This window comes from [Scytonema hofmanni] UTEX 2349, from assembly GCF_000582685.1.
GTDB classification, from domain to species: domain Bacteria; phylum Cyanobacteriota; class Cyanobacteriia; order Cyanobacteriales; family Nostocaceae; genus Hassallia; species Hassallia hofmanni.
The window spans coordinates 20,508-41,063 of record NZ_ALWD01000003.1 but is presented as its reverse complement, the minus strand read 5'-3'; the positions used below and the strand labels follow the sequence as shown (position 1 = coordinate 41,063).

Here is a 20,556-nt window from a genome sequence, read left to right as displayed (position 1 = left end):
GGGTGGGGTGTATTTTATTTACTTGCAATACGCTGTATATTCATCAAACCCCACTGCATACTGAGTTCCCGTCTGAGGATTACTGACTTGTGACTGACTTTTATAAATACTTCAGTTATCTAAGAATACAGCTAATCCAGCTAAATGTACGAATGTCAACTACCTCTATAGATAATTAAAAAACACAGATGAGGGTTTGAAAATTAGCGTTATGCCTTGGGGCGCACTGTAGTAATGTTGATTTGACTGGTAATCCAGTCATCATAGACTTCCTCTTCTGGTGCGGATCTCAGGTCACGGGATTGCACGCGCTTCATCAAACGGTTTAGGGTTCCCCGCCCTCGACCTGGATCTCTTTCCGGGAAAAAAGGTAAGTCTAGTTCATTTTGTCTGAGCAAGGTAGCATCAAACTCAGATGTACTAACAATCAGCTTGAGAATATCTTGGCTCTGATTTATTCCCTGTTTCCAAAGTTTTTCTCGCACTGTAGGATAGATATTTTCACCTCCCAATGCCCAAGCTTCCTCGCCTGGTTTGAGCCAAACACCTCCGGTTTCTAATAATTCTGGACTAACTGCATAGCTGTCTGTCAAATCCAGGAGGGCGCAAAAAAGTTCTTGATTGCTATTATTTTTGAGTTTGGCTTTAAAAGTCGGACCTTTCCACTTGCCATTTTGCTGTTGGTACTGCAAGTTAATAGTCGCATCTTTAACCTCTTGCCCTGACTGATAAATCACCATTTGCACTGCCGAAGCTTGAATGCTACTGGTTGCTGGGCTGGAGAGTTCAGCAATATTTGTCCAACGGGTAATATGCTCCAATCGCTCAATTGCTTGGAAGGCATTTTTTTCTGTATAACCCTGAATTTGAGCAACTATTGGACGGTCATCGGCGGGACGAGTAATCAAATATTGCCCATTACGAGCCAGTAACTTAAATTCGGCATCTTCAAAAGTTCCAACTTCCTGAAGGTATAGTGATGGCTGATTTCCTAGACTCATGCTCAACAGTGCGGCGCGAGCTAATTTCACTCCTGCTGACTCACCAGTAATCAAAACACCTTTAGGCGGTAGGGGTAGACTAATGACAACTGCTTTAAAAGTCATCTCTGGGTCTAAAGTTTCAATACCGCTAATCTGCACTAGACTCAGCTGCGGCATAACCGCAATGACTTTAGCTTCACATATCGCTGCTGACAATTCCTGCATCTGTTCGGGGGAACTGTCAAAGGGGAATAATGCCAGTAAGGTTGTTTCATCGCCAGAAGGTTGGGGAATTCCATGAACCGTACCCCCATCAACTACCCACTCATGATCTTTGTGATAACTGACAGTCAGATAGGGTTTGCGTCCGGCGATCGCTCCTCCCAAAAACGGTTGTTCTAAATCATCTAGTACTGTTGCTTCTAATTGGGGAGATTGATTTGCAACTTTACTGCGAACTAAAGCATTAGTGCGTTTGAATAAATCTCTATAAGTTAAACTGCCATTGGCTTTTTTTAAGGTATCGAGTAAGAAATAAGAAAATGCTCCCCGACGTTGCCCACCGACATTATATTCTTTCGCTGTTTGGCGATCGCGGCAAGCTGCGAGAAAAATATGTTTTGCTCGTGGTAAAGTCCAGCCAGTGGGATTAGTTGCCAGACTCCGCTCAGTTAATAGTTGCTCGGCATCTTTATTGGAAAAGATAAAACTGTCTAGGGGACGCTTTCTTCTATCAATAGGAGCTTTACGTTCTGCGGTGTCCGCTTCGATATCACCACGAGTGCCAGAGCTTGAGTGGCAACAGTCCATAATAATCGTAATCTGAGGGTTTTTCTGGGCTACCTCTGCAATCAGCTTTGCCAATTCTTTATCTGCCAAGTCCCAACCCCCCAAACTGCGGCTGTCGTAACAAACCAGGGTTTCATTCAGTCGGTCTGGTTCTATAGTCCAAAACTCTTCCGGGGCTTCTTCTTGAGACCCATGTCCTGCATAGTAGAAAAATACCACATCTTCACTTCCAGCTTGGCACAGATGTTGACGAAAACCATCAATGACTGCCTGTCGGGTAGCATCTTTGTTCAACAATGTACGTAGATGTAACTGGTAACCATCAGTATTAACCCGCCCTTCTAGGTACTCTTTGATTGCAGTTATATCATTTACACAGCCCTGCAATGGAGAAACATTTACGTATTCATCAATACCAACTAGTAATGCGTAGATATTATGATTCATATAGATAGCAACCCTAATTTTTTTACGATATACCGCAAAAATACACTGACCTGCTAAACTACAACGATACAAGCGCGAATTTCCGAATTATTGTCAAAAATACTTGTCGCTAAAGAAGAAGGATAAGATGGGTAGCAGCGTAAAGTGGGACAGAATTTCGCCTAAACGAGGCTCAATCCTTTGCAGGCTGGAACCTTCTCCCTGTAAGTTGTTCCACCTGAGGAGGAAAAACGAAGTATAAAGAAGAAGACATCGTTTTTTTGGCTATATTGCCTCAAAAAAGAACCCCACATAAAATTCTCAAATAGAGAGTTCAATTAGTCAGTTAAATATAATTAAAAATTTCCATAGCTAAAAATGAATAATTTGAGTTAGTAAATATCAGTTTTCACTACATATTTACCACTACCACTCCTTGAAATTGACGTTTAAAAGCTATTGGATGGTAATTGTGGCTTTTATGCAAATCGTCTGACAAAAATTCTAAAAATTTACAATAGACTTTCTCACGGCGATCGCCGTAAGGCAGCTTCTCCAGAGCATCGCGTAGCAGTTCCTTCGGAACTTTGCCTGCACCAAAAACTTGATTAAATTCCTTTTCGCATATAGCGGATAACGTTATCCGCCAAATCTGACTCATTCCTAAATAACAAAGAAATTCTCAACCAACTACCGTGAGCAAAACCCGCATCATCACGCTATTCAACCAGTCAGGGGGCGTTGCCAAAACAACTTTGACCCACAATCTGGGCTACCATCTCGCAGCCAACAAGCACCGCGTCCTACTAGTAGATATGGACCCGCAAGCATCACTCACCAATTTCATGGGTGTAGACCCCGAATCATTAGAAAAAACTGTTTACAACGCGATAATTGATGAAGAACCATTATTTGTCTACCCTGAAAAAATCCAGGGTATGGCGCTTGCCCCCACCAACATAAACTTGAGCGCCGCCGAACTTTTATTACCTGCTGCCACCGCCAGGGAATATCGCCTCAGTGAAGCGATCGCTCCCATACTAGGCGAGTATGACTTTATTCTTATTGATTGTCCCCCGTCGCTTGGCATTTTAAGTATTCTCAGCCTAACTGCTGCTACCCACATTCTCGTACCTATTCAGTGTCAATTTAAATCTTTCCTGGGTACAGACCTACTGCTCTCTTCTGTCGCCAGGGTAAAAAAAAAGCTCAACAAAGGACTACAAATTGCTGGGTTTATTCCGACAATGCTCGACAGCCGCACCGCACAAGAAACCCGCACACTCCAAGCTGTTGAAGAACAACTTTCCCAAATTGGTACGATATACCCAGCTATTCCCAAATCCATCGCCTTTGCGGATGCCTCCGAGCACAGAATGCCGTTGGGAATGTATGATAAAAAACACGCCGCAGTCAAAATCCTAAACAAGATTGCCAAAGAGTTAGACAAATTAAAAGTGGAGTCGTCGGGCTAAACCCACAGGTCTGCCACACTTACTAGGAGGTTCTGTGAGTAAAAAAGACGCAGCTTACACCGCAAAACTCAAACACGCCAACCCAATAGATTTAATGTTTGGCGGTAGTGAAGATGAACCCGCAACGCCATCTAATAAATCAACCAACACGATTCCCATCCAGGAAATTAAATTAGCACCCACCCAACCCAGGCGGTATTTTGACCCCAAAAAGTTGGAAGAACTTTCGCTATCTATTAAAGAACTAGGCATCCTCGAACCATTAATCGTGCGGACTCTAACCGATGGAAGTTACGAACTCATTGCGGGCGAGCGTCGTTTCAAAGCAGCTATTATGGCCGGGTTGGAGTTCGTGCCTGTCGTCATCAAGGAAATGGACGACGACACGGTTAAGCAGGTGCAATTAATTGAAAACCTCCAGCGCGAAGATTTAAATGCGTATGAGGAAACAATCGGAATTTTGGAGTTACTGGCACTGCGCCTCAACTTAACCCAGGATGAGGTAATCAGCCTGCTCAATCGCATGTCCAAGGCTAATCGCAAACAAGCGGATAACGTTATCCGCCATGAAGAAAAGAAGGAAAAATTCAACCAGGATGATGTTATCCATTCTTCAGATGACACAAGCGCGGATAACGTTATCCGCCATGAAGAAAATGTTGTAGTAGAAGGCGTATTTGCCTCCCTTGGTAGGCTTTCTGCTGAATCCTTCCGTACTAATCGCCTGCCATTACTCAATTTACCGGATGATATCAAGGCGGAGTTGCAAGTAGGGTCAATTGAGTACACCAAAGCGCGTGCGATCGCCAAAGTGAAGGATCAGGGCAAACGCGCTCCTTTACTGCTTGCAGCAATTAAAGATAATCTATCACTTACAGAAATCCAACTCTTGATACGAGATATTCTCAATGAGGAAAAAGCAGACACTACCCCATCACTTAAACAAGCGTACAAGGAGTTAAGCAAACAACTCGGTTCATCCAAAGTCTGGGATAACCCGAAGAAAAAGAAAGCGTTGGAGAAATTGCTCAATCAAATCAAAACGCTTTTGGATGAAGAACAAGAAGTCCCAAAAGCTTAAATTTCCTTTTATTGAGAATTAGTAACTCGCAACAAGGGCAACCAACTCGGTTCAAAGCTGAAAAACCTATATATAAACTCGTAACGATTATATAAGCATTTTCGGGTAGGCGTTGCTTTGAGGTGTAATGGAACACACGGGTAGGAGCGTACCCCTTCTATTCGTCAATTTACTAACGTTCCAGTCCCCGATTCTTTTTCTTTTCTACTTCCTTCATCCGCACCTTTTCTTGCCGCGAATATTCCAACAGTTCCGCATTCCAATCAAGTGCTTGTGGTTGCACTATATTGGAATGCGGCAGTAATTCTTTAATAGCTTGTGCCATAGAGCGTCCCGTGTCATCGTGGGAGCAGGCAACAGTAATGGCTCTTACTTTAGAGAGAAAATCCAACGGTAAGCTTTTGGGACTATCCACCGCTAAAAACATCATCCGCGTCTCTTGCATACCAGAATTTGCAGCCAACTTTATCGCAGCGCACGAAAGGGCATCGATAGGAGATTTACAAATGACACATGAATGTATTTCATCCGTTGGTTTACCGCCCAAATGGAAGTAAAACCACCCCAGAGTCCGTTTTGTGCCAAGCGCATATCCCATAAACGAATTGTTTTCTAAGCGCGTCCCACGTAAAAACGCGCCAGTGGTGGTTTCTCCCGATAGTTCGCGCATCACAAACACAGCATTTTGCTGCTCGTCAGCATAAATCCATCCCTTGGTATGAAGGGCATCGATAAAGTTTTCTGGCAATCCCCTAGCTTTAGTCAAGTAATTCTGTACCGCAAGCCACTTTGATTCATCCGGGGTTGGTGGCACAAACTGTGGTACAGGTTCTTCAGTGACTATTTTGATAGCTTGTTTTTGTGCGTAAGCTCTAGTAGCACGCAGCATCCCTTCTTCATCAAAACGGTCATGCAACCAAGCTAGAGCTTGCCGAAAATTACAAGAGTTTACGTGCATCACCAAATCAATAGCCCCACCGCCACCTTTTTCTGCTGTAAAGTCGTACCACTTAGAATCAGTAATATTGATAACTTGTCCTAACCCCTTCCAACGGTTCCCTCCTTTATCTGCTTTATCTAGTCCTAAATGCCATGCCACATCTTCCAGGGGTAAATCTCGCAGTTGGTCAGCTTGCTCTTTCCAATAAAAGTTCTCGGATTCCAATTCAGCTACGCGATTTTCTAGTTGTTGCCGCAGTTTTTCAGAAGCGATCGCCTTTTGGGATGCCCGTTTTTCTAACTCAATTACACGAGTGCGATCGGCTAGCTGGTGATTGATAGTTTGAATTGTGGGGTCTGCCTTAATGCGCTCAAATAGTTGCTGTGCTGTTTCACCTGGTTGTGGTGCCAGTCGGTCTAATTCCATCAGCAGAGGATCTGAGTTAACTGCCGCATAATATTTCTTAACTTGGGTGTGAGTAGCTTTGCTGCCTTTTACCCCGCGAGAAATACCTATTGGTGCCAGTGCAGAGGCATAACTGTCTTGGAGTTTGGAGAGTTTAATCTTGCCTTCGTTACCATTTCCCCCAAACATGGCTTTATGGCTGAGTTGTTTGGTTTTGTCGTTGATGGGGACAATATAGGCGTGGATGTGGGGGGTTGCCTCATCCAGGTGCAATTCTGCTCGGACGCATTTATCACCATAATTCTCAAGTAGCCACTTGGTAGAAGCATTGGCGAAATTCCACATCAATTGCTCATCCCATTCTCCTGCTTTTGATGGGTTATCGGGTCGGAAGTATTCAGGGGAAGCGCTAAGGAATATTTCTGAACACAATACCGCATCCGGACGCAGCCGAATTTTCTTTGAATTTGGGTTGTCCTTATCCTTATTTCGTTTGCGTGAAGAGTTCTCAGTTTTTAACGTGTGTTTAGTTTCCTTTTCAATTTTGGCTCTTACCAGTTTTTCGAGTGACGGGTCAAGAGGGTTGCCAATTAGACGAATGTTGGTTTCCTTTTTTTGAGGGTCAGCATTTGGGGTATCCTGAATCCGGGCGGTGTGTGCCTCGCTGCCACCAAGATTACCAAAAGTCTTCAACTTCTCCACTCTCAAGATAGCTAATGCTGTCATCGTTCCCCAAGAGCTGTTGCTCCACCACTGTTTGTCTTGTATGGAGTATTCCCAAAACATCAGCTCAACTACACAATGCGCGAGCTTCACTCAACCAATAGCTGCACTACAACAACAACAGCAGCACCCGACAACTGGCAACAACCCCCGGAGGGCGAACGAACTTCTGTGTCACGAGCCTTTGGCGAGGGATGCCGCAGGCACCCGGTAGGGCGCAGAAGTGTAATGAGTACACCACAAATGTGGTCTGCCCTACCCGAAAACCCCTTTGCGGTAGCCAGAGTGGTCGAGATAAATGCCGAAAAGTCAAGTACAGCGCGGATTTCGACGAGTTTTACGGTAGGGGGCAACAGTTGTACCTAAAATGACCCCAAATGTACCCCAAAACTGTAGTTTTTGCGGTGGTTGACGGCTGTTGTGGAGTCAGTAGGAGTCATTGGGTGTCACTTCTAGATACCAAAATGCACTTTATTAGCAACATATGTACCCTAAATGCCCCCAGTGTGGTTATAGTCTATTTAATCACTTTTTATACTGAGAGAGAATTGTTGTCATGGGTACTAGAGTCAAGCAAGCTGAACAGAATGATGGCGCTCTACTGCTAAGGATAAAGAGAGCAAAAAAGACAGATGATGGCATAGTGTTTGCCTATTTAGCTAGTCAGCGACAACCGCAGACCGATTTAGCTTGTGAGGCGATGCGTCCCTACTGGTTGCCTTTGGCACTCAAAGAACGAGGGATTAAGGGAAAGGAACTCTCCTCGGTTGGGCTTAAAGCGATCGCTCAACTGATGCAGCAGATAGAGGTAATTCGGTTGGAATGCGGACTAAGACCGGATGAGATGCCCTTTGGTGAGGGGATGCGCTTGCCTGTTGGGGGTGTGGCTGCACCGATAACCATCCCTGTGGCTGTACCACCACCCGTCCCCAAGGCTGACGTTGCTCAGTATGAGGGGGATGAAGATGAGGAAGATGATGGTTTTTGGGACTCGGACTTGGACGACCCCATTGCATTGGCGGACATAGAAGCGGATGCGGGATTTCGGTTGTAGTGAAGGGGGGCAGAACTAGAGGGGCGACCAAATGCCTTAATCCAAGGTAAAGCAGAGCCACTTGATGTGGATAGTCTTTTTGGGGATGGTTGATAGCGCGAATACTATTGTCAAAAAAGTGACGTTTACGTTTCGGGTAGATGTCAAAAAGTTGATTAAATTGTGTTGGTTAATTAGACATGGCAGGAGTGTACTGACTCCAAATTATGTACTGACACAATCAAAACACAATCAAATTAATCTCAAGGCATACAAAAAACAAATTTAGAACAACAGTTCGTCACGCAAAGAACACTTAGAAAGCACTTCGGGTAACAATTTAAGAAGAAGTCATGCAGTCCGCATGTGTAACGAAATATAACTGGGCTGGGACATTACTTATTGTCATTTTGACGAACCTGGCTCAAAAGAGTAGAGTGTCCGTTGAAAGAGCGAGTAAATAGTCAAAACCTCGCGAATTTAAGGATGAAGTAGTGAAACGCGACTCCATTTATTACCAAATATTTAAGCGCAATCCTTTGTTACTTTTTGAACTTGTTAATGACCCTCCAATAGAGGCGCAAAACTACCGATTTGAATCAGTTGAAGTAAAAGAAACCGCTTTTCGCATTGATGGCGTGTTTTTACCTCCAGAGGGTGCAACATCTAAAATTGTTTTTTTTGCTGAGGTTCAATTCCAAAAAGACGAAGCTCTCTACCACCGGTTTTTTACTGAATCGATGATGTATCTGAACCGGAATCGGTTTCAGTATGATGATTGGTTCTGTGTGGTAATTTTTCCATCACGCTCTAGTGAACCGAGCGATACGAGAATTCATCGACTATTTCTCAACAGCGACCAAGTGCAGCGAATCTATCTTGACGAGTTAGGCGATCCCAATACTCTGCCAATAGGCATTAATTTAATGCAGTTGACGATCGCGCCGGATGAAGTGATGGCGGAGCAAGCTCGTCTATTAATTGAGCGAGTACAATTTGAAGAAACAGGCACACTGGCGAAAAATGAAATCATAGAAGTAATCACGACCATTGCCGTTTATAAGTTTTCTTCGTTGAGTAGAGAGGAAGTGGAAGCCATGTTAGGACTGAACATTGAAGAAACACGAATTTACCAAGACTTGGAACGTCAAACCAAATTAAAAACAGCTGAGCGTCTTTTGGGCATGGGCTACAGCATCTCGGAAGTGGCTTCTGCTGTTGATTTATCGGTGGAGGAAGTCACAAAACTAGCTTCAAATCCACCCCAATAGTGGCTTAAGTTCGACCCAAAAACTCGTGGGTTGATAATGGTTAGAGGCATCTTCGCCATCATCGAAACGCGCTGAAACAGCGATGTTCATGCGTGATTTTTGGTGGCGATCGCTTTTACTACCCAAAATTTTCCAAAAATTAAGATAGTAAAAGCAGCCTGTAGGTAACTCTAACCTACATTTTTCATTCATGCGCGGACTGTTCGGGTTTTGGTTGCTCTCACTTGCATTGCCGCAATTGCTCGAAAGTTACTTATCCGACTTGGGATACTAGTAGCAAACGAACTCTAATATTACTGATACCCCCAATATAGTTCTACTACCCGACCGCAGTACTTTCAGCATTACCTCAGCCTAAGCTGTTCCAGATTTCGAGTTGGTAACAATTCCCCGGTGGTTAAACGAACTTCCCAAAGTTCGGGTTTGTTTCTTCGTTCCTCAATTTCTTCTACTAAACCTGGTAGCCACTCCCCCAACGGAACTCGAAATACCCATACTTGAGTACCTATTCCCACAAGATCAACAGTAGGAATAGGGAGTTGTTCTGGGTTAATTCTGGAAGTACAACCAGGTGCAACCAAATTTTTGTTAGGTGCAACTCCTGTGCAACCGTTGTTGGTTGCAGTCTCAAAACCTTGATTTATATGGCAATTCGGCTCATTGGGTCGGGGTACTGCAACCACTGCAACCGTGTTTTTGGCGAGACGAACTTTTTTGAGATCCCACGGACGACTGTATTTCATCAATTGCAATGTCACCTTGAGCATCTTCTTTTTCTTTTTTCTTTTCATTCAAAAAGTTGGTTGTAGTGGTTGCAGTACTATCAAAATCGTCTAGATTGCTTTCTACATAAGGATTTTCTACTGCAACCGCTTCTGGTTGCACTTCGGTTGCAGTGGTTGAAGTGGTTGCACCTAAATTAAATAGGTTCAGGGGCAACAACCAAGCTTTTTTCCTAACAGTACGTGGACGATTTGGCTGAATCGGATTGCCGTCAGTGTCTACGCCTGTGGTCATTAGCGCTCTGTTGTAAGCTAGGACTTCATCTCTACTGGCGTCGAACGTGATAATTTGGTCAACCTTACCCCCAGCCTTCTCCACCATCGCCTTAAGGCTTTTCTTGTTATAGGTTGCAGGGTGAAAAGTTTTATCTACTGCGGTCCAAACCGACTCAGCGTAGAGAGCAACGTAGCTATCATTAACTCTCATGTTCCAGGAGCCAACCTTATCTTCGGTTTGTAGTGCCTGTACCTTAGTAATAAAGTCCTGTAAGCTATTTCCGTTATTGTCTGAGTCATTCTCAACAGGACATAAATTGTTCTTAACCCACTGCAAACAGTTTTCGGTTGCACCTACCATTTGTGCAATTGCATCAGCATAGTAGGTGACGATCGCTAAATTCCAAGCTACTCTGTGGTGTGCCAACTCCAGTAGTGGAAGTAGTTCTAGTTCTACTTGAGCAATTTTTTCTTTGGGATATCCCAATTTAATAAGTTCTGGCAGCGCTCCTGAAGCAGTTTTTTGTGCGGCTTTTAGTGCGGGAACTCCAGCGGTGTTCCCATCCAGTACAAATGGAATTCGTACTATTCGGGTATAAGTAGCATCTTGATCTCCACCTATTAAATGGTTGCTGGTGTAACCTATAGGGCTGTGTGGCACTTGGCGGTTGCCGCGTACAATTCGCGGTTTTAGGTTGTAGATGACTTTAGCAAATTCATCCACCTCTTCAGTACGAGGTGGATCATCCCAAATAAAAGGAAGTGAGCCAGTAGATTTCAAGTGTTCGTAAATTGCCGAGAGAGATGTTCGGCTAATAATCCCGTCACTAGCCCAGTTTGTTCCGATGAGACTAAGTGCCGCCTCAGCTGCTAAAGTTTTTCCAGTGCCAGGATCGCCATAAGGATTTATTTCTGGAAAGGCACCTTCAGTGTTGTAAATTAGTTGGAACTGCACCCCTGCAACTACCCAACCTACAACCAGTAGAAATTGATGAATATTCTGAGGACCAAAAACTACACGCGCAGCATCAATTAATTTCTTGAGGGCTTCTGGATTTGGTGGTGCTGGTTTAGGGCATGGGATACTATCTTCTTCCCCTAGCTCTGGTGTAAATACCCATCCTGTTTTAGATTCATCTGTTACTTCGCCATTTTTGGTGTACTGAACATTCTCAAAAACCCAAGTACCATCTTCCTGTTGTCCATAGCGGTCAATCGCCTTGTAAACTTTACCACCGCGTGCTTGCTCATATTCAGATTGACGGACTGCCAGTAATGCACCCAGTTCATTTTTAGATAAATTGCAGGTAACATTTCTGCCAAGTCCTCGCTTAATAGCTTTGACAAAGTTTTCTGGAGAGTAGCAATCTTCAGAGCGGATAATTATTCGGTGCTGAGATGGTGAGCAGGCTAATTTAGCTTGCACGACAAATCCCCCACCGCGAGAATCTTGTATCTCACGCTCAATTACAAAATCGAAATTACATTTTGGTTGCCACATTAAATCCTCATTCTCTTCTTTTGACTTGCCTTTAACCCAATATCCAATCTCACCCTCCCAGGATACAGGAGCCGACCAAGCTGACCGCCTCATGTTTTGGCTGGTATCATTATTGTCTTCTAGCTGAGTGTTTGGATTTTTATTATTTGGGTTTGGCATTGGCACACCAGCTTTTTCAGCCAGTTGCTGAACCACATCAATGAAATCTTTCCCCCGTGGTGAGCCTTGTCTTCCACCTAGAAGCCAAAGAAATTGAACGGGATTCCCGCCTGCCCCACAAGAGTAGCAGTGGAACTGCAATGAAGTTGGGTTCACAGAGAATGAGGTGGGATTGTCTGCCCCCGAATGAATAGGACACACTCCCCGAAATTCTTCGCCCCGTTTTGTTAATTGTGCGTACTCCCCATAAAATTGTTCTGCCGCAAGACGCGGGTAAATTTCCCGCTCCAGAAAATCTTTTAAGTCTGGTTTGTTTGAATTAGTTGTACCTGGTTGGACTTTGGTTGCATCTGGTTGGATTTTGGTTGCATCTGGTTGCACCTTGGTTGCATCTGGTTGCACCTTGGTTGCATCTGGTTGTACCTTGGTTGCATCTGGTGTAGATACAGGCAACACAAGAGTCAAGGGAACAATCTCTCTTAATTCCTCATAGCCGTAGCGCTTTCCACTATTGCTAATTATTTGAGATTGATTAACCGTGCCATCTGCTTTAATATGCCACGCGCCAGCCAGTCGCATTACTCTGGATGGATTTTTGATTACGCGATCGCCATCAGCGAATTCCAGTAAATCAGTTTGCAATTGCTTCCAATCTTCTACAGGTATGGGTAAGGAGAATACCCAGTAGCTGTGAATGGATTTACCCCCGGTGTCAACCTGGATGCTTGGCTCTGGTAATCCTAACTGCTGCCATAAGTTTCGTTGAAGTTCTTTGTCTAGGTTGTCATGCTCTATGAAGATGGCGCGGCAAAATTTGACATCCGAGTTTCGATGTCCGCAGCCGTTGACAACGAAATATATTCCGCGTCCTTCCCGTTGCCACTGCTCAACTTGTTTAAAATCTAAATTGTTGGCTTTCCGTCCCTTATCCTCTACTGAGCGTGGATCATCACTTGGGAAAAATGCCCTCATGTAAATGTTGTCGCCCAACATGTAGCCCAAAGCTTCGAGGTGTGCCAAAGCTTGCGCTCTATCGGTCTTGAGTCGTTCTACTACTATTTTGTTTTGGTGACTGACAACATTTTGATTGTTCGATAAATTTTTTTGATTGTTTTGTGCTTCTTTCACAACTAATTCCCCCAATAGTTTTTTCTCAAACTCTTGTGGAATAAGGGGGAATAGCGTTGTCGTACCTGTTTTAATCGTGCATTACTTGTGCAAGTACTACAAGTGTACCCACTTGAGATTTTGCGCTCGCGTACCTTAATATAGAAACAGGACGACAAGGACATCAACAATCTTTCAACAAATTCTCAAGGTTTACTCCGTCGCCAAACTTCGTAAGACCTAGAGAATTGTCAGGATTGTCGTCCCCCCAATTCCAGTCAACTTATTTAATTGAAACTCCTCAAGGTGTTTACGCCATCGCCATGACTTTGTAGCCACCTATTTGAGGAGAGGTTTACACTCGCGCTCCGCAACACTCGCTTACTTTCTACCTCCGGCTCATCCAGCAGTCGGACAACGTTTTCCAGCAGTTCAGTCTGGGATATGCCTTCGTGGGCGGCAGGGGTGCAAAGTATCTCAGTTGCAGTTGGTGTAATTTGAGATCCTTTCTTTGATTTTGGCTTCACCCCAATGGAGTGGAGCAAGGCTTATGAGATTAGTTCTGTCTAAACAACCTCTTTAAGCCATATCAAAGTTTACCTCTCTTTAGCATCATAATCAATTGTCAATTTTTTGTCATGTCTTTTTGCTTATTTTTAATAAGCCTAACTTGCATTAATTTTTTCTGGACATTAAGGCAGAAAATGGCTCTAGCGCTCATTCCTGGGGCATGAGCGCTGTTAGTAATAAGCATTACTTTATGATTTCTAAAGAGTGGATTTTAACGAATTGTAATATTACTAGTATCGTCATATAAGATGACAATAACTATAATACAGTTTTAGACGCAACTAAGATAAAAACCCTTGTATTTTGTCAGATAAACGCTAATTTCAACAGTCGTAACTGTCCATATTAAAAACTTTAAGTAGCTCCATTACCTGTCTTTTTCCTTTGGGGAAATAAGCGATCGCGTAGTTTCATTAGCTCCTCTTCATCAATCCCTGACTCGTTTGCCACCACTAGGACTTCACCATCGGTTGGACGTTTGCCAGAAGCTAAAAGCTGTAAAAGCGCTGCTGCGTCAATTTCATCTGTCTCTGTTTCCTGAGATTGTGTTTTGGGCTTTTTGCGTCTCTTGGTAATCGTTTCTCTAATTATTGTCTCCACCAGATTGCTTACACTGCGGTTTTCCTCCTCTGCCCAGTTATCTAGCTCTTCTTTAATTTCAGGTGGCAGGTAAATGCTCACCTTGGGTTTTTTCGTTACCACCCCCAAAAAAGCCTCCAACTAACGTTATTTAACGCCAGTTATACCTTTTTCAAGGAAATTATTCTAGGGTGTTGACATTTGCCGTTACCTAGAGGTATGCTAGCAGCCATAGCCGGGTAGAGGCAAGTAACGGCATTAGAAAACGCTTTGGGTCAAAGTTTTAGATAGACCATAGTTGCATTGTCAAGCCTTATAAAATGCCTAAAACCCTTGTAAATACACCAACCAAGATAATTTGAGAATAGGAGTAAGTATGACTACAACCTTGACGCAACCAGTCATAACAAACTGCGTTAAGTCAGAACTTGTCAAACGCAAAGTTTTAGCTCTAAACGCAGGCAACAGAACTACCCAATGGATAAACCCAGACTCTGAACCTATTACTATCCCCAGCGTGCTAAAGGAATTTGAAGATTGGGAGGACGTGCCAGAAGGTGACACCGAATCTCCCGTGATTGAGTTGCTCTCCGAAGATTTTCAAGTATCTTCGCGTTATGTGCTGGGGGTGGAAGCCAAAATCCAAAAGGGTAAACCAGCATTCGCTTACGACAAAATCAAGCTGGCTAAAAAGCTAATGTTTGCCGCTCTGGAGCCAGATGTAGATAAATCAATGCTCGTAGTTGAAACGCTGCGGGTAGCTCTCCCAGACTCTAGAAATACAAATAATGCCAGCATTCTCAAAGGACTAGAGGGGACTTTCAACTTTATCCGCAACGGTCAACGGTTGACTGCCAGTATCCGCAAAGTGGAACTGATGGACGAAACTCTGCCTGCTTACAAATATGCAATCACACATAGAAAGTTCCAGCGTCCAACTTCCAAGATTAACGGAATCCTGGATTTGGGGGGCGGCACAGCAGTTGGTAGATTGTATTCCCCATCTGGGCAACCTTTGCGTAAACAGGATGTGATTAAGCGCGGTACTTACGAACTAGCCAATTTAATCAATGCAGCAATGCAACGCACCCAGAATGAAAGTTTGGATTTAACCCAAATCATGGACGCGATCGCTCACGGAACTTACATAACAGAGTCTGGTGTTGATTTCTCTAATGTATTTGAGAAATGTAGAGACACTTGGCTTGATGAGATCCGAGCAGAAGTACGTGTTAGGTGGGCAGACTACTTCAAAGAAATTGGCGAAGTGCTAATCATCGGTGGTTCTGCTCCGTTAGCGAAACAGTTAGAAACTGACACCAAAAAACGATTCCGCATCGTTGAAAACTTTCAAACAATTTCAATAGAGGGAATGATTCTGTGACTATGGCACAAGCACGAATTGTTGTGAGGGATGAAGCACTAGAGAGGGGACAAGAACTCTTAAAAGCTACAAAACTTGGCATTTTGACAGAACTTTTCAATGTGCTTGTTTCTAGATATGGAAGTCACCTAGAGACAACCTGGGTGATACCAGCAAGCTGCTTATGTTCTTCCGTTCAACCAAAAGTTTTACCTGGAGAATTAACCCCAAAAATTAATGAAATCGAAGAAACCAATTTTGACGGTGAACTGACAGGAGTATGACTAAGTATCAGGAGAATACCCGCTTTTAACGTCGTAGATTTAACCGAAAGCGGTCGCTATATTATCCAAGGCTCGCGCGGTGAATGGCACTAAGGAAGGGACAAGCGAAAACAAGTACAGTTTGTTTTTGGCGCAGCGCGGTAGGCAGCGCTCGCTCTTTCACCCTTGCGTCTGTCGTGCAACCCAAGTACAGCGCAAGGTTTGGCAAGAAGTGCGCTCCGCTCAATCTAGGCAATTTGGAGGCTTTTAGAGGTGAATGATTTGCAACTGGTCAATTGCGTAACGCTACTTACTCAGAGCAAAACTTACAGCATTGACGGCACTCTCTATCGATATATGCACCACACTGACAGCATTCAGCACAGGCAGTATCTATTTCGCCCACTGCCACGGCAACGGAAGACAGCAGACATCCAACTCAATACAAGTAAAGTGTTGCTAATAGTCTACGAGGTTCCACGGCTATATCGCCAGCATCACGCGACCATGACCGCAGAAGCAATACAGCAAAGCTTGTTTTGAGGAGAGAGCGATCGCCTCATATCGCAGTGGTGTATCTCCGCCGCTAATTACGAAGAAACACAACATTAAGGATTTTATCATGGCTCAACCGATTGGTAAGTTTACAAATTACACCTTTGGAGACGGTGGATTACTAGAAAAAATGGAAACAGTTTGGGGCAATGGATGCGAGGATCTTAAACCTAACGAAAAGTTATGGATGATAGGACAAATTGCCTCTGAACTATGGCAAGCTACCAAATTTCAAGATGAGAACATCTCTAATGATGCTGAGTTGGCAGCCGACAGAGTAGTTAAAGAATTGTCTTTTAGTGATGCTCTGGGCGTTATAGAGTGCCTCCTAACTAATCTCAGATATAGCTAAAGTTTCACTACTCTTAACAGAAATATAAGGAGAAAACAATGTCATTTTTCGATTGGATGACGGAAACTTACGGCAGTCAATTGGAGCGTTTGACCAAAACCCAAAAGTTTTATTTACTAATTCAAATCGCTACTAAGATGGGTGAAACTTGCCGGAACTTAGAAGGCAGTGACCCTTACTACAAACAGGTAGATGATTCAGAACTAGAGCAATTTGTTGAATTGGTTTATACAAATGTTTCGTGGCGGGATGTTCTTAGTTTCCTGGAAGCGTTAGTTAGTCAAATCAAAACTCAGCCAATTCCTGAGTAATTCTCTGGGTGGGCAGTACCCACCCTCAAACAAAAAGATTTTCACTCTTCTTTGAGGACAGATGGTGTTTCGGAAACAAATTTACCTAGCGCTAACCGGATGCGCTATTTGTGCTATGCCAGTAATTCTGCCTCTAATACCCCAAATTGCTACTTACGCAAAGGCACAGAAGGCGAAAGCAGAGATGGAACTACAAGCGGAAAACTTGCGAACACAAGAACAATTTGAGCGCTCGCGCATTGTGGAGCGTGCCAAAACTTCAGAGCAATTGTACAAAACTGGCATTGCTCCAAACACTCAAAAACTGCGAATCAGACGCTATTTGGATAACCCAAAACAAGACCCTAGACCAGATACTACAGGCTGGGGGACTGACCAAGTTGTATATGTCTATGACTCGGCAGGGGTTTGTATAGGACGCATTGAAGACAACCAGTGGTACTGGCGGCATAAACTGCACGATGCTTGCAATGGTAGACCAAATTAACCAATAAAAGGAGAAATCATAGTGAATTCAAATACATCACCAGGCGAGAAAAAACAAGAACAAAAGCGCTCTATTGGTCAGATTATTGACTTCTGCGCGAAAATAATAGTTTTGGTTGTGGGAATGCCGATCAGAATAGCAGCTGCAATTGTTGCCCAATTCGTTACAACTGGCGGGACTGGTCGGGCTGTTGTTGGAGGTGCATTATTTCTCATTGGCGCTGCAATAAGCGCTGACTCGATATGGCAAACAGTCTTCCAACAACGTCCAATCTTCCCCTGGTTTGAGCCGTCTTGGCATTGGGCTAATGTCCCCTTGGCACTATTCAACCCGTTCTTTTATGCTGCTTTTTTAATTGCTGTAGGTATCCAAGTAATTGAGGCATATGCATTGAGGGGAAAGAACCCCGATGCAGCCAGACGGGAACTACAAGACCACATAGGGTATGAACTGGAGAGCAAGCCGAGCGGCAAGATTGATTTAGTAACAGAACTTTGGAAGGATTATAAGACTGCTGGATTGCGCGATCGCACATCGACCGGGTTTATCACAATAGCAATTTGGGTCTTTGACCTAGTGACAACTTTTGCTGCTCATAACCCCTTCGCTTACACTGCACCAGTCATTATTTTGTGCTGCTTCCTCTATAACATCGGCACGATGTTATCAGGTGAGATTGGTTTTGCTGTCTGGCGACTGACTAACGATTAAAGAATTAAGCGGCGATACCCTTTAAACCGGGAGCCGCTCATCCCCAAATGAAAAAACAGACTCAGATTTAGATATGGAATTTACTAACAATAATATCCCTAAAATTACCACCCGTGAAACTGAACCAGATCGCAATCTATACCCCAATTTAAGTTATTTGGAAGCTGGCAAAATAGCCGAGTGGATGGGGGAAAGGAAAGAACAGTTATTAGTCCAAGCACTCATAGCAGAAAATGAGGCGGATGCAGCACGGGTACTTGGGTTAGTCGCTGCTGGAGTCGGTACTATTTGCTACGCTGTCAATCCATTTATGCTCATTGGTGGAATGATTGGGGGTGCAGCCTGGTTGTGGTTTGTAGTTGATCACCATGCTCGTACCAAGGAAATTGCACCATTACCGTTTGTTAGGGGAAACTTTTTGGATGCGATCGCTCGTGCTGGTGATTATGATGCAAGGCAGAATTATCGCACTGACCACTTTGCTCACACAATTAAGTTTTTACCTAGACACGATGCCCAAGAGTACAGTTTCCTCTACGGCGACTTTTTTGAAACTGTAGTTGAGTATTTGACTCAGATTGAGCCTGGAAAGAGGTTTTATGCCTACCGATGGCTGCTGGACTGGTATCGCAAACTAGAGGGGCGTTCCTTGCCAGGGAAACAACAGTTAACTGACCACCTACAAAATGTTGAGGTTGACACCAGGACTCGAATTCAGGAAGTTACAGCGATTAAGGAGGCGCTACCCTCTCGGTTTGTGGAACTGCCCAAACCCAATATTGTCGAGTTACCCAAGTCTAATATTTTGGATTATGATACGAAGGCTCAATCTGGGAATAAATTAATTGGCAGCAACACAAAGCTGAACGCTATTAATGTTCCTGCTTCGCCAGTAGACGACAAAAACACAGAAGTTGTAGAGTTTAAGTCTGAAATACCAGACCTACCAGCACTGTTAGCACAAAGTCTAAAGCTAACTCTAATCGTTGGCGTTCCCGGTAGTGGTAAAGGAATATTTGTAACAAATGCGCTAGAAGCAGTCAAACAATATCACCCAAATACCACCGTTTTCTATATCGACCCCAAAAATGATCCAAAAGAAACAGCTTATTTTTCTGGACGAGTTGACAAACTTTTCAGAAAAGATTTAATGACAACCTCCCCTGATGATGCTGCTGAATGGGTGGCTAACTGCTTAGACGAATACGATCGCTTTGATTGTGGTCATGGTCGTAAGCTTTTAGTGTTTGATGAACTTACTCTCACATTAAAAACTCTTGGTGCTGTGAAAGTTGAAAAGGGAATGTCCAGTCCTTTAACTTGGCTAAAACGGAAGTTATCTGGTTATTCTACTTCTGGTGATTCTAGAGGAATTATCTTTTGGGGATTATCACAGAATGCACATGTTTCGGGTTTAGGGATGGACGGCGGCGATCGCACTATGTTTATCCCCATCTTCATAATTGATGCTCGTAATGTTTCTGCTTCGGAAGGAATTCTAAAAGCTCAAATGATTCCTGGCGATAAACGATTAAACTCGACCCAAATTGAACAATTGTGTGAGAAGTCTGAAATTAAAAGAGCAATTTACTTTGGCGGAGCTAACCAATGGTATCCGATGCCACGGTTAGAAAATTATTCAGGCTTTGATCGAGATAACAGAAAATTCCTACCTGGGTTTACCCCTCTGACTAAAGAAGAAAAGCTAGTAGTGGATTATGACACAGTAATGAATTTGGAGAACAGCTTTAAATTGGACTCTGACAAAATATCTAATTACCCAGAGGTGGAGTCAATTAAAGATAGTGAGCATAAGGATAATTCCGGCTTTGATTTCAATAAAGCTCTAGAAATACTCCGAACACTCAAAGAAAAAGGCTGGATAAAATTTGGTGACGCTCGTACCAACTCAAAGCCATTACGAAAAGTTACTCGTGATGCTGAAGATGTGCGTTTGATTGTTGGTTTTCTACAAAAAGATGGTGAGGCGCAAATTAAGGACGGGGAGTTTTTCAGAATAATTAACAAGCCATCCTGACCCTTGCTGACCGCGCTGACCACCTCCTAAAAAATGCCCCTAACAGCAGGTCAGCAAGCCCGGTCAGCCAGTCAGTCAGCACAGTCAGCAACGGTCAGATGACGTTGCTGCGCGGGTCAGGACGTTTCGGGGGTGTGGTCAGCCCTGACGCCCGTAGTAATTGCTCCTGACCACTGCCTACTCTAGCTGACCGACACGCAAAATAAAAAGTCAGGTTTACAAATATTCAATTAATATTAGGAAACTATGCAACTATTAAAAATCATAATCATCATACTTTTCAACAGTCCCGGCTTTCTATTACTGGTGCGTAATTGAGTATTTTTACTTAAAAAATTCTTTGATTAAAAAAGATTTGATTAGACTGAATTTGTAAAATAATCCGATTCATAAGCATCCAGAAGATTTTATAAGACCAATGCCCAAGAAAAACCCG

The 20,556-nt window shown here is 43.6% G+C and carries 21 protein-coding genes; 12 read left to right on the top strand and 9 right to left on the bottom strand.

Annotation, left to right across the window (positions count from 1 at the left end):
* Window positions 1-209 precede the first annotated feature (209 nt).
* Both TOL9009_RS37355 and TOL9009_RS0101175 read right to left on the bottom strand, forming a co-directional pair.
* A complete protein-coding gene (locus TOL9009_RS37355) occupies window positions 210-2,219 on the bottom strand; it encodes a caspase family protein (protein ID WP_051502726.1) in 2,010 nt (669 codons plus the stop codon).
* Between the two features lie 391 nt (window positions 2,220-2,610).
* A complete protein-coding gene (locus tag TOL9009_RS0101175; RefSeq protein WP_029630601.1) occupies window positions 2,611-2,859 on the bottom strand; it encodes a hypothetical protein in 249 nt (82 codons plus the stop codon).
* Window positions 2,860-2,893: 34 nt separating this feature from the next.
* Between TOL9009_RS0101175 and TOL9009_RS0101170 the strand changes: the two genes are divergently transcribed.
* Window positions 2,894-3,673 (top strand): ParA family protein, encoded by a 780-nt coding sequence (locus TOL9009_RS0101170; RefSeq protein ID WP_029630600.1) that lies wholly within the window; start codon window positions 2,894-2,896, stop codon window positions 3,671-3,673.
* Between the two features lie 34 nt (window positions 3,674-3,707).
* Window positions 3,708-4,754, top strand: coding sequence for a ParB/RepB/Spo0J family partition protein (locus TOL9009_RS0101165; RefSeq protein WP_029630598.1), 1,047 nt, complete (start codon window positions 3,708-3,710; stop codon window positions 4,752-4,754).
* A gap of 172 nt (window positions 4,755-4,926) precedes the next feature.
* Here the strand turns inward: TOL9009_RS0101165 and mobV are convergent, their stop codons facing one another.
* Window positions 4,927-6,825: a MobV family relaxase gene (gene mobV / locus TOL9009_RS0101160; RefSeq protein WP_029630596.1), complete on the bottom strand. Its 1,899-nt coding sequence runs from the start codon at window positions 6,823-6,825 to the stop codon at window positions 4,927-4,929.
* A gap of 225 nt (window positions 6,826-7,050) precedes the next feature.
* Between mobV and TOL9009_RS46750 the strand changes: the two genes are divergently transcribed.
* From TOL9009_RS46750 to TOL9009_RS0101145, 3 genes are all read left to right on the top strand, one after another.
* On the top strand, window positions 7,051-7,188 hold the full coding sequence (locus TOL9009_RS46750; protein ID WP_186227447.1) for a hypothetical protein: 138 nt from the start codon (window positions 7,051-7,053) through the stop codon (window positions 7,186-7,188).
* A 190-nt stretch (window positions 7,189-7,378) separates the two neighbouring features.
* Window positions 7,379-7,876 carry a hypothetical protein gene (locus TOL9009_RS0101155; RefSeq protein ID WP_029630594.1) on the top strand — a complete coding sequence of 166 codons (498 nt, stop codon included), beginning with the start codon at window positions 7,379-7,381 and terminating at the stop codon, window positions 7,874-7,876.
* Between the two features lie 473 nt (window positions 7,877-8,349).
* Window positions 8,350-9,126 (top strand): Rpn family recombination-promoting nuclease/putative transposase, encoded by a 777-nt coding sequence (locus tag TOL9009_RS0101145; protein ID WP_029630590.1) that lies wholly within the window; start codon window positions 8,350-8,352, stop codon window positions 9,124-9,126.
* Here the strand turns inward: TOL9009_RS0101145 and TOL9009_RS0101140 are convergent.
* The 5 genes from TOL9009_RS0101140 to TOL9009_RS37350 form a co-directional block, all read right to left on the bottom strand.
* Window positions 9,109-9,318, bottom strand: a complete 210-nt coding sequence (locus TOL9009_RS0101140) for a hypothetical protein (protein WP_029630588.1) — start codon at window positions 9,316-9,318, stop codon at window positions 9,109-9,111. The genes TOL9009_RS0101145 and TOL9009_RS0101140 overlap by 18 nt on opposite strands.
* Before the next feature lie 152 nt (window positions 9,319-9,470).
* Window positions 9,471-9,809, bottom strand: coding sequence for a hypothetical protein (locus TOL9009_RS0101135; RefSeq protein ID WP_029630586.1), 339 nt, complete (start codon window positions 9,807-9,809; stop codon window positions 9,471-9,473).
* Entirely contained in the window at window positions 9,784-12,912 is a 3,129-nt protein-coding gene (locus tag TOL9009_RS0101130; protein ID WP_029630585.1) for a CHC2 zinc finger domain-containing protein, read from the bottom strand. Before TOL9009_RS0101130 ends, TOL9009_RS0101135 begins: the two co-directional genes overlap by 26 nt.
* A gap of 266 nt (window positions 12,913-13,178) precedes the next feature.
* Complete coding sequence (locus TOL9009_RS44970; protein ID WP_144238102.1) at window positions 13,179-13,418, bottom strand: hypothetical protein; 240 nt, start codon at window positions 13,416-13,418, stop codon at window positions 13,179-13,181.
* Window positions 13,419-13,815: 397 nt separating this feature from the next.
* Window positions 13,816-14,142 carry a ribbon-helix-helix domain-containing protein gene (locus TOL9009_RS37350; protein ID WP_186227446.1) on the bottom strand — a complete coding sequence of 109 codons (327 nt, stop codon included), beginning with the start codon at window positions 14,140-14,142 and terminating at the stop codon, window positions 13,816-13,818.
* A gap of 274 nt (window positions 14,143-14,416) precedes the next feature.
* Here TOL9009_RS37350 and TOL9009_RS0101115 point away from each other — a divergent pair, with 274 nt between their 5' ends.
* Window positions 14,417-15,424, top strand: a complete 1,008-nt coding sequence (locus tag TOL9009_RS0101115) for a ParM/StbA family protein (protein ID WP_029630583.1) — start codon at window positions 14,417-14,419, stop codon at window positions 15,422-15,424.
* Window positions 15,421-15,687, top strand: coding sequence for a hypothetical protein (locus tag TOL9009_RS0101110; protein WP_144238101.1), 267 nt, complete (start codon window positions 15,421-15,423; stop codon window positions 15,685-15,687). Before TOL9009_RS0101115 ends, TOL9009_RS0101110 begins: the two co-directional genes overlap by 4 nt.
* A gap of 462 nt (window positions 15,688-16,149) precedes the next feature.
* On the opposite strand, the gene TOL9009_RS46745 is transcribed toward TOL9009_RS0101110, so the two are convergent.
* Complete coding sequence (locus TOL9009_RS46745; protein ID WP_186227445.1) at window positions 16,150-16,290, bottom strand: hypothetical protein; 141 nt, start codon at window positions 16,288-16,290, stop codon at window positions 16,150-16,152.
* On the opposite strand from TOL9009_RS46745, the gene TOL9009_RS0101105 reads away from it, so the two are divergent.
* The 5 genes from TOL9009_RS0101105 (at window position 16,289) to TOL9009_RS41830 (ending at window position 20,120) form a co-directional block, all read left to right on the top strand.
* On the top strand, window positions 16,289-16,573 hold the full coding sequence (locus TOL9009_RS0101105; RefSeq protein ID WP_029630579.1) for a hypothetical protein: 285 nt from the start codon (window positions 16,289-16,291) through the stop codon (window positions 16,571-16,573). The two genes, TOL9009_RS46745 and TOL9009_RS0101105, sit on opposite strands and share 2 nt — an antisense overlap.
* A gap of 38 nt (window positions 16,574-16,611) precedes the next feature.
* Window positions 16,612-16,884: a hypothetical protein gene (locus TOL9009_RS0101100; protein WP_029630577.1), complete on the top strand. Its 273-nt coding sequence runs from the start codon at window positions 16,612-16,614 to the stop codon at window positions 16,882-16,884.
* 61 nt (window positions 16,885-16,945) lie between these two features.
* Complete coding sequence (locus TOL9009_RS0101095) at window positions 16,946-17,371, top strand: hypothetical protein (protein WP_029630575.1); 426 nt, start codon at window positions 16,946-16,948, stop codon at window positions 17,369-17,371.
* 21 nt (window positions 17,372-17,392) lie between these two features.
* A complete protein-coding gene (locus TOL9009_RS0101090) occupies window positions 17,393-18,082 on the top strand; it encodes a hypothetical protein (protein ID WP_199341497.1) in 690 nt (229 codons plus the stop codon).
* A 73-nt stretch (window positions 18,083-18,155) separates the two neighbouring features.
* The gene (locus tag TOL9009_RS41830; protein WP_051502725.1) at window positions 18,156-20,120 is read left to right on the top strand and encodes a hypothetical protein; all 1,965 of its coding nucleotides are present in this window, start codon (window positions 18,156-18,158) and stop codon (window positions 20,118-20,120) included.
* Window positions 20,121-20,556: the final 436 nt, after the last annotated feature.